This is a genomic window from Thauera phenylacetica B4P, from assembly GCF_000310225.1.
Classification (GTDB): Bacteria; Pseudomonadota; Gammaproteobacteria; order Burkholderiales; family Rhodocyclaceae; genus Thauera; species Thauera phenylacetica.
Genome location: NZ_AMXF01000183.1, coordinates 1 through 8450 on the forward strand (window position 1 = coordinate 1; position 8450 = coordinate 8450).

The following is an 8450-nucleotide window of genomic DNA, read 5'->3' on the forward strand; positions in this document are numbered from 1 at the left end:
GCCGGTGCGGCCGGTGCGGCCGGTGCGGCCGGTGCGGCTGGTGCGGCCGAGGTGCTGCGCGTGCTGAGCTGGCCGGGCTACGCCGACCCCGACGTGGTGCAGGCCTTCGAGGCGCGCACCGGCGCACGCGTCGAGGTCACCCTCGTCGACTCCGACGAGACGCTGTGGCACAAGCTCACCGCGCACGACGCCAGCGACTACGACGTGTTCGCGGTGAACACCGCCGAGCTGCAGCGCTACATCGACCGCGGCCTGGTGGTGCCGATCGACGCGGCCGCGCTGCCCAACCTCGCCGCGCAGCTGCCGCGTTTCCGCAACCCGGCGACACTGCCGGGCACGACACGTGGCGGCGAGCTCTACGCCGTCCCCTACGCCTGGGCCGAGATGGGCCTGATCTACGACCGCCGCCAGTTCGACGCCCCACCGACATCCATCGCCGCGCTGTGGGACGCGCGCCACCGCGGCAAGGTGCTGATCTACAACAGCGGCTCGCACAACTTCTCGCTCGCCGCGCAGGTGCTCGGCAAGGACTCGCCCTTTCGCCTCGACACGGATGACTGGGCGGCGGCGGTCGCGCGCCTCGTCGAGCTGCGCCGCAACCTGCTGACCTTCTACGTCCACCCGGAAGAGTCCGCCCACCTGTTCGTCAGCCGCGGCGCGGCGCTGATGTTCGCCAACTACGGCACCCAGCAGCTGCAGCTCCTGCGCGCCGCGGGGGCCGACGTCGGCTACGTCATCCCGCGCGAGGGCGCGCTCGCCTGGCTCGACTGCTGGGCGGTGACGCGCGGCGCGGGCAACCGCAGGCTCGCGCTGGCGTGGATCGACCACCTCCTCGGCACCGGCCCGGCCCATGTGCTGAGCGCGCGCCACGGCCTCGCCAACACCCGCGACCCGGCGCCGCACCAGGACGAAACCGACCGCCTCGTCTGGCTCGAGCCGGTGGAGGACGTCGAGCGCCGCAACCTGCTGTGGGAGCGCATCCTCTCCGGCGACCGCGCCGCGCGGGTGCTGGCACCATGAGGTTCGGCCTCGCCTCCCGCCTCGGCATCGTCCTCGCCCTGTCCGGCATGCTCTCCGCCGGCATCACCGCCTTGCAGGCCCAGCGCGCGAGCGAGACCCTGCTGGTCGACTCCGCGCACGCGGAGCTGCTCACCTCCACCCGCGTGCTGGCGCGGCGCATCACCCTGGTGCGCGAGGACCTCTCGCGCACCCTGCTCGCGCTCGCCCGCCACCCGGCCGCCCTCGCCGCGCTCGCCGACGACGCGCAGGCTGCGACGCAGCTCGCCACCCTGTTCGCCCTGCCGATGGAGGCCAACCGTGCCTACTTCCAGATCCGCCTGATCGGCGCCGCCGACAACGGCCTCGAGCTCGTGCGGGTCGACCGCGACGGCGACGCGCCGCTGCGCGTGGACGGCGACGCGCTGCAGGAGAAGGGCCACTACCCCTACGTCTTCGACACCCTCGCGCTGGCAGCGGGCGAGGTCTACCTGTCGCGCGTGGGCATCAACCGCGAGCGCGGCTCGCATTCGGCCCTCGGCCGGCCGGCGGTGCAGCTCGCCACCCCGGTCGTGGACGCCGCCGGCACGCCGCGCGGCGTGATCGTCGCCAGCGTCGACCTCAACGGCGTGTTCACCCTGCTCGCGGCCGACCTGCCCGCCGACTTCCAGCTCTACCTCGCCAACAGCGCGGGCGACTACCTGATCCACCCCGACCCCGCACGCACCTTCGGCTTCGACAAGGGGCGCCGGGTGCGGGTGCAGGACGAGTTCGCCGCGATCCAGGCGGTGGTCGATGGGCGTGCGGGCGAGTCGATGCTCGACAGCGCCATCGGCGAGCACGCGCGCGCCCCCCTGGTCGCCGCCTTCATCGCCGCGCGCGCGCAGCTTCGCACCGACGAGGGCGCCTTCATCCTCGGCCTCGCGCGCCCCCGCGCCAACGTGCTCGCCGAGCTCGATCCGCTGCGCAGCATCATGCTGCAGATCGTCATCGGCATGAGCCTCACCGGTATCCTGATCGCCGCCATCCTGGCGCGCGCGATCACCCACCCGATCGAGGTGCTCGGCGCCGCGGTGCAGAACTTTTCCGGCAAGGGCGAGGCGCCGGCACTGCCGGTCGAGCGCCAGGACGAGATCGGCGCCCTCGCCCGCCGCTTCGCCGAGCTGCGCACCCAGATCGGGCAGCAGCTGGCCGAACTCGAACACCGCCGCAGCGAGCTCGAGCACCTCGCCCGCCACGACGCGCTCACCGGGCTGCCCAACCGCGCCCTGTTCGACGACCGCATGGCGGTGGCGCTCGCGGCCGCCCGCCGCGACGACGGCCGGCTGGCGCTGCTGTTCGTCGATGTCGACCACTTCAAGCCGATCAACGACCGCCTCGGCCACGTCGTCGGCGACCGCGTGCTCGAAGGTGTGGCGGCGCGCATCCGCCAGTGCATCCGCGAGTCCGACACTGCGGCACGCGTCGGCGGCGACGAGTTCGTCGTGCTGCTGCCGGGCGTCGCCTCCGCCGCGGACGCCGCGCGGGTCGCGGACAAGATCCGCGCCGCGATCGACCGCCCCTTCGTGATCGACGGTCACGCGCTCGCGGTTTCCGTGAGCATGGGCCTCGCCCACTACCCGCAGGACGGCACCGACGCCACCGCCCTCGCCCGCCACGCCGACCGCGCGATGTATCGCGACAAGGCCGAGGGCAAGGCACAAGGGCGCGGCTGAAGTCGGCCACCGGTCGGCGGGGAAGTGTCGAATTTTTTTACACCGACTCCCGTGAGACCAAGAATATTCCTTGAAAATCAAGGGGCCACCGATCGGGCACGGCAAATGCTTCTACTAAGGAGGGCAGTACCCGACACTCCGGAGCAAGGAGGTCATCATGATCAAGCGCATCCTCTGCAGCCTGCTGCTGTGCTGCATCCCGCTCGTCGCGCACGCTGGCGCGGTGTTCCAGGAACGCGGCGACGCGGGCGATTTCGCCTCGCCGCAGGACGTCGTCGGCACCTCCATCAGCCACATCCAGGGCAGCATCGGCGGCGACGACGGCATCGACGTCTTCCGCTTCCACTTCGCCGGCGGCCCGCTCGCCATCTTCGCCCGCCTCGACGGCTCCGGCCAGGACCCGGCGGGTCTGCTGCCGATCCGCCTGGTGCGCGAGCGCGCCCTGCCCGACGATGCCTGCTTTGCCGGCAGCGTCGACTATCCGCCCAACCCGTGTGTCTCCGATGGCTGGCTGGACTTCTCCGTCGACCTGCTGGCGCCGGGAAACTACCTCCTCGGCGTGTGTGCATCCACAAAGGACTGCGTGGCGGAAGATCCGCCCTTCACCATCGGCTTCCTGACCAGCCCCGATCCGGGCGCATCGACGACCACCGTCGACAGGCCTGTGCCGGAACCCGGCGTGCTCGCGCTCATCGGCCTCGCCTTGCTCGGCCTCTGGGGCCTCCGCATGGCGGTCGCGCCGCCGCGCAAAAAGCCCACCCCGCCCGGCATGCGAGCCCCCGCCGCCCCCGGCCGATAACACCGCCTTCGCTAAACCCCCCTCGCGCCCCGCCCGCCTGTAGGAGCTGCGGCAGCTGCGAACAAGGCCACGCCGACCCCGACGCGCGCCCCCCCCTCCGCCGCCTTCGCGCCTGCCGGCGCTCCTACACAACCCCCTCGCGTCCCGCCCCTCCCTGTAGGAGCTGCGGCAGCTGCGAACAAGGCCACGCCGACCCCGACGCGCGTCCCCCCCTCCGCCGCCTTCGCGCCTGCCGGCGCTCCTACAGAAACCGCCGCGCCGCCGATGCCCTGTAGGCGCTGCGGCAGCTGCGAACAAGGCCGTGCCGAAGCCGACGCGCGTGCCGCCCTCCGCCCCCTTCGCGCCTGCCGGCGCTCCTACACAACCCCCTCGCGTCCCGCCCCTCCCTGTAGGAGCTGCGGCAGCTGCGAACAAGGCCACGCCGAACCCGACGCGCGCGCCGCCCCCGCCCCTTCGCGCCTGCCGGCGCTCCTACAGAAACCGCCGCGCCGCCGATGCCCTGTAGGCGCTGCGGCAGCTGCGAACAAGGCCGTGCCGAAGCCGACGCGCGAGCCCCCCTCCGCCGCCTTCGCGCCTGCCGGCGCTCCTACAGAAACCACCGCGTCTCCGATGCCCTGTAGGCGCTGCGGCAGCTGCGAAGGTGGCGGTGGGGGTCGCGGCGGCGGGGCCGGCAGTCGGGGTGGAGGTGGATGAGCGGGTCCCGGGCGGCCATGCATTCGGGCTGGGAGGAGCGTCGATTGTAGACGGCCGCGGCCGACGCGCCGTGCATGTGGCGCGCGCATGCCGTGCGGATTTGCGCTGCGCACCGTGACAAAGTGCAGTGCTCAATACGCCACCGTCCGGATAATGGCGCGCAACTCCCTGCCCGATTGCTCCTCATGTCCGATTCCGCGCGCCGCCTCCTCGTTCCACTCCGGGCGCCGCTTCACGGCACATGCGCGCAGGCGGGCCGATCGGCGCCGGGGATGCTTCACGGCTTTGTTCGCGCCCGCCCGCGCGCCTGCATGGGGCCGTGCGGCGCGGCTGCGCAGGGGTCCCGGTGAGCAAGCCACGCCGCGGCCTCTTCGAGCGGCCGCTGGCACAGGCCCTGATCGCGGCCCTGCTGGTGTTCGGGCTGCTCGCCGCCTTCCTGCTGTTCTCCCACCGCTCGGCCGAGGCGATCACCACCACCGCCTCGCGAAACGAGGTGCGCGTGCTGGCCACGCAGATCGAGGGCGCGCTGCGTCGCATCGAGATGAGCATCGGCTTCGTTCGCGACAAGTACATCCGCGTCGGCCTGCACGAGAACGCGGGGACACCCGCATGGCAGGCGTCCTTGCGCCAGCTGGAACTGGAGCTGGTGCATCTGCGCCGCGGCTTTCCGGAGGCCGTCGCGATCCTGGTGACCGATGCGCAGGGCAAGGTCCAGGCCAGCACCCTCGACGAGTCCCCGAAGTGGGACATCGGCGACCGCGAGTATTTCCGCCGCGCCCGCGAGGACGGCTCGACCGCGCTCGCCTTCTCCGAGCCGATGCTCAACAAGGCGGGGACGCGGCGTGTGGTGGTCGCCTACGAGGCGATCCGCAGCCCGGCGGGCGACTTCGTCGGCGTGGTCGCGGTCGCGCTCGACCTGCAGCGCCTGCAGGACCTGCTGCTGGATGTGGACGTCGGGCGCCAGGGCATGGTCAGCATCCGGCGCAGCGACGATAGCCGCCTGGTGCTGCGCTGGCCGGAACACACCGCCAGCCAGGTCGCCGACTTCACCAGCACCGGGCCTTTCCAGGCCATCCGCCGCGGCGAGACGTCCGGCAGCGCACGCTACGTCGGCATCGTGGACGAGATCGAGCGCAGCTTCGCCTTCCAGGCCCTGCGCGACTATCCCTTCTACGTGGTGATCGGCCGCGCCGTATCCGAGCAGTTCGCGCCCTGGCGGCAGACGGCGACCGTGGCCACCCTCATCGCCGTCGCCACCCTGGGCCTGCTGCTGGCGATGCAGGCCGCGCTGCACCGCAGCCGCAGGCAGCTCGCGCGCAGCCAACGCAGCTTCGACGCCCTCATCGACAGCCGCCAGGAGGCGACCTGCGCGTGGCGGCCCGACACCACGCTGCTCACCTGCAACGAGCGCTACGCCGAGCTGCTCGGGGCCGAGGCCGCGTCCCTGCCGGGCACGCGCTGGATCGACAGCGTGCCGGAGGCGAAGCGCGCCGAGGTGAACGCCACCATCGCGCGCATGCTGCAGGGCGCCGGCACGCTGACCACCGACCGCCGCCTGCGCCAGGCCGACGGGCGCACGCGCTGGCTGCGCTGGCTGGATCTTCCGGTCTTCGACGAGGACGGGCGCTGCGTCGAGGTCCGCTCGATCGGCCAGGACATCACCGCGCACAAGGAGGCCGAGCTGCGCCTGCGTCAGCTCGCGCTCGCAGTCGAGCAGAGCCCGAACACGATCGTGATTACCGACACCGAGGGCCGCATCGAATATGTGAACGAGGCCTTCGTGCGTACCACGGGCTACACCGCAGACGAGGCCATCGGGCGCAACCCGCGCATCCTCAACGCCGGCAAGACCCCGGCCGCCACCTATGGTGACCTGTGGGCCACGCTGAGCCGCGGCGAGTTGTGGCGCGGCGAGTTCGTCAATACCCGCAAGGACGGCGGCACCTACACCGAGCTCGCCACGATCGCACCGATCAAGCAGGCGGACGGCAGCATCAGCCACTACGTGGCGATCAAGGAGGACATCACCGAGCGCCGCGAGGCCGAGGCGCGCATCCGCCAGCTCGCCTATTACGACACCCTCACCCGGCTGCCCAACCGTAGCCTGATGTGGGACCGCCTGCGCCATGCCATCGCCGCGAGCGAACGCAGCGGCTCGGGCGGCATGTTGCTGCTGCTCGACCTCGACCACTTCAAGCTGCTCAACGACACCCAGGGCCACCAGGCCGGCGACGCCCTGCTGCGCGAGGTGGCGCGCCGCCTGCGCGCCGCGCTGCGCGAGGAGGACACGGTGGCGCGGCTGGGCGACGACGACTTCGCGATCGTGGTCGAGAACCTGGGCGAGGACCGCGACGAGGCGATCGCCCACGCCGAGAAGATCGCCGAGCACCTGCACCGCGCCGTGACCGCGCCCTGCGAGCTCGGGCTGCCGAGCGGCCTCTACCACGTCGGCGCGAGCCTGGGCCTGACCCTATTCCGCGGGCGCGCCGAGACCGCCGACGGCTTGCTCAAGCAGGCCGAGGTGGCGGTGGCGCGCGCCAAGGACGACGGCCGCAACCTGATCCGCTTCTTCAGCGCGGCGATGCAGGCGGTGGTGGCCGCGCGCGCCGAACTCGAGCTCAAGCTGCGCGCGGCGCTGGCCGGCAACGGCTTCCGCCTCTACTACCAGCCGCAGCTCGACCGCAGCGGCCGCGTGATCGGCGCCGAGGCGCTGATCCGCTGCTTCGACGCCGACGGCACGATGATCTCGCCCGCCGCCTTCATCCCGCTCGCCGAGGAGACCGGCCTCATCGTGCCGATCGGCGAGTGGGTGCTGGAGACCGCCTGCGCGCAGCTGCGTGCCTGGCAGCGCGAGCCGGCCACGGCCGGGCTGACGCTGTCGATCAACGTCAGTGCGCGCCAGTTCCACCAGCCCGACTTCGTCGGCAAGGTGGCGGCGGCGATCGAGCGCAGCCGCATCCGCGCGGGTGGGCTCAAGATCGAGCTCACCGAGAGCGTGGTGCTCGGCGACATCGAGACCACGGTGCTGCGCATGCGGCAGATCAAGGCCCTGGGCGTGCGCTTCGCGCTCGACGACTTCGGCACCGGCTATTCCTCGCTGTCCTACCTCAAGCGCCTGCCCTTCGACCAGCTCAAGATCGACCAGGTCTTCGTGCGCGACATGGAGAAGGACACCAGCAGCGAGGCGATCGTGCGCGCGATCCTGGCGATCAGCCGCTCTCTCGACCTGGAGGTGGTGGCCGAGGGCGTCGAGACCGCCGCCCAGCACGAGCTGCTGCTGACGCGCGGCTGCGAGCTGTTCCAGGGCTATCTGTTCGGCAGGCCGGTCCCGATCGAGGACTGGAAGCTGGAGCGTCCGCCGTCCTAGCCCAGCGTAGCGGTGGCCAGCTTGGCGCCGAAGCCGATGAAGACCCCGCCCACCCCGGCCGTGGCCCCGGCGGCCACGCGGCGGTGGCGGCGGAACTGCGCCGCCAGGCGCGCGCCGGCGAAGATCAGCGTGGACAGGTAGAGCACGCTGCAGATCTGCACGATCACGCCCAGGATCACGAAGGACAGTGCCGGGTGCTCGTAGGCCGGATCGACGAACTGGATGAAGAAGGACACGAAGAACAGGATCGCCTTCGGGTTCATCAGGCTGATCAGCAGCGCGGTGCGGAAGGGGTGCGGCGTGCTGCGCACCGGCGGATAGTCGGGCTTGCCGTCACCGACCGCATCCGCCGCCTCGTCCCCGCGTCGCCAGGTGGCGAGCGCGCCGCGCAGCAGGGCCAGCCCCACCCAGGCCAGGTAGGCCGCGCCCGCGTACTTGATCACCATGAACAGCTCGGGCGTGGCGCGCAGCACCGAGGCCATGCCGGTCACCGCGAGCAGCATCAGGATGGTGTCGCCGACGAAGATCCCCGCCGCCCCCTGGTAGCCGGCACGCACCCCCCAGCGCGACGCGGCGGCCATCACGTAAAGCGAATTGGGCCCCGGCAGCAGCACGATGAAGACGGTGCCGAGGACGAAGGTGAAGAGGTCGGTGATGCCGTAGAACATGATGGAGGGCGCGCAGGCTTGAAGTGGGGGTCGAGGCAGGAGGACAGGCAGCCACTTTGCCACGACCGCCCGCTCACAGCCAGGGAGCGCCGCCTTCGCGCCTGCCGGCGCTCCTACAGAAACCACCTCATTTCCGGCCTGTAGGAGCTGCGGCAGCTGCGAACAAGGCCGTACCGAACCCGACGCGCGTGCCACCTTCCGCCGCCTTCGCG

The 8450-nt window shown here is 71.8% G+C and carries 5 protein-coding genes; 4 read left to right on the forward strand and 1 reads right to left on the reverse strand.

Annotated features, from left to right (window positions below; all coding sequences use genetic code 11):
- From C667_RS17420 to C667_RS17435, 4 genes are all read left to right on the forward strand, one after another.
- Positions 1 to 1020 (forward strand): extracellular solute-binding protein (locus C667_RS17420; protein WP_004372142.1); only part of this gene is annotated, 1020 nt, incomplete at its 5' end.
- Entirely contained in the window at positions 1017 to 2711 is a 1695-nt protein-coding gene (locus C667_RS17425; RefSeq protein WP_004372144.1) for a bifunctional diguanylate cyclase/phosphodiesterase, read from the forward strand. The genes C667_RS17420 and C667_RS17425, both read left to right, overlap by 4 nt.
- Positions 2712 to 2868: 157 nt before the next feature.
- Positions 2869 to 3510, forward strand: coding sequence for a PEP-CTERM sorting domain-containing protein (locus C667_RS17430; RefSeq protein ID WP_004372146.1), 642 nt, complete (start codon positions 2869 to 2871; stop codon positions 3508 to 3510).
- A 1039-nt stretch (positions 3511 to 4549) separates the two neighbouring features.
- Positions 4550 to 7570 (forward strand): bifunctional diguanylate cyclase/phosphodiesterase, encoded by a 3021-nt coding sequence (locus tag C667_RS17435; RefSeq protein ID WP_004372149.1) that lies wholly within the window; start codon positions 4550 to 4552, stop codon positions 7568 to 7570.
- Here C667_RS17435 and leuE read toward each other — a convergent pair.
- Positions 7567 to 8238: a leucine efflux protein LeuE gene (gene leuE / locus C667_RS17440; RefSeq protein ID WP_004372151.1), complete on the reverse strand. Its 672-nt coding sequence runs from the start codon at positions 8236 to 8238 to the stop codon at positions 7567 to 7569. The genes C667_RS17435 and leuE overlap by 4 nt on opposite strands.
- Positions 8239 to 8450: the final 212 nt, after the last annotated feature.

Excerpts from the sequence above, each read along its gene's own strand:
- C667_RS17425 (WP_004372144.1), top strand. The coding sequence starts at position 1,017 with ATGAGGTTCGGCCTCGCCTCCCGCCTCGGCATCGTCCTCGCCCTGTCC.
- C667_RS17430 (WP_004372146.1), top strand. The coding sequence starts at position 2,869 with ATGATCAAGCGCATCCTCTGCAGCCTGCTGCTGTGCTGCATCCCGCTC.
- leuE (WP_004372151.1), bottom strand. The coding sequence starts at position 8,238 with ATGTTCTACGGCATCACCGACCTCTTCACCTTCGTCCTCGGCACCGTC.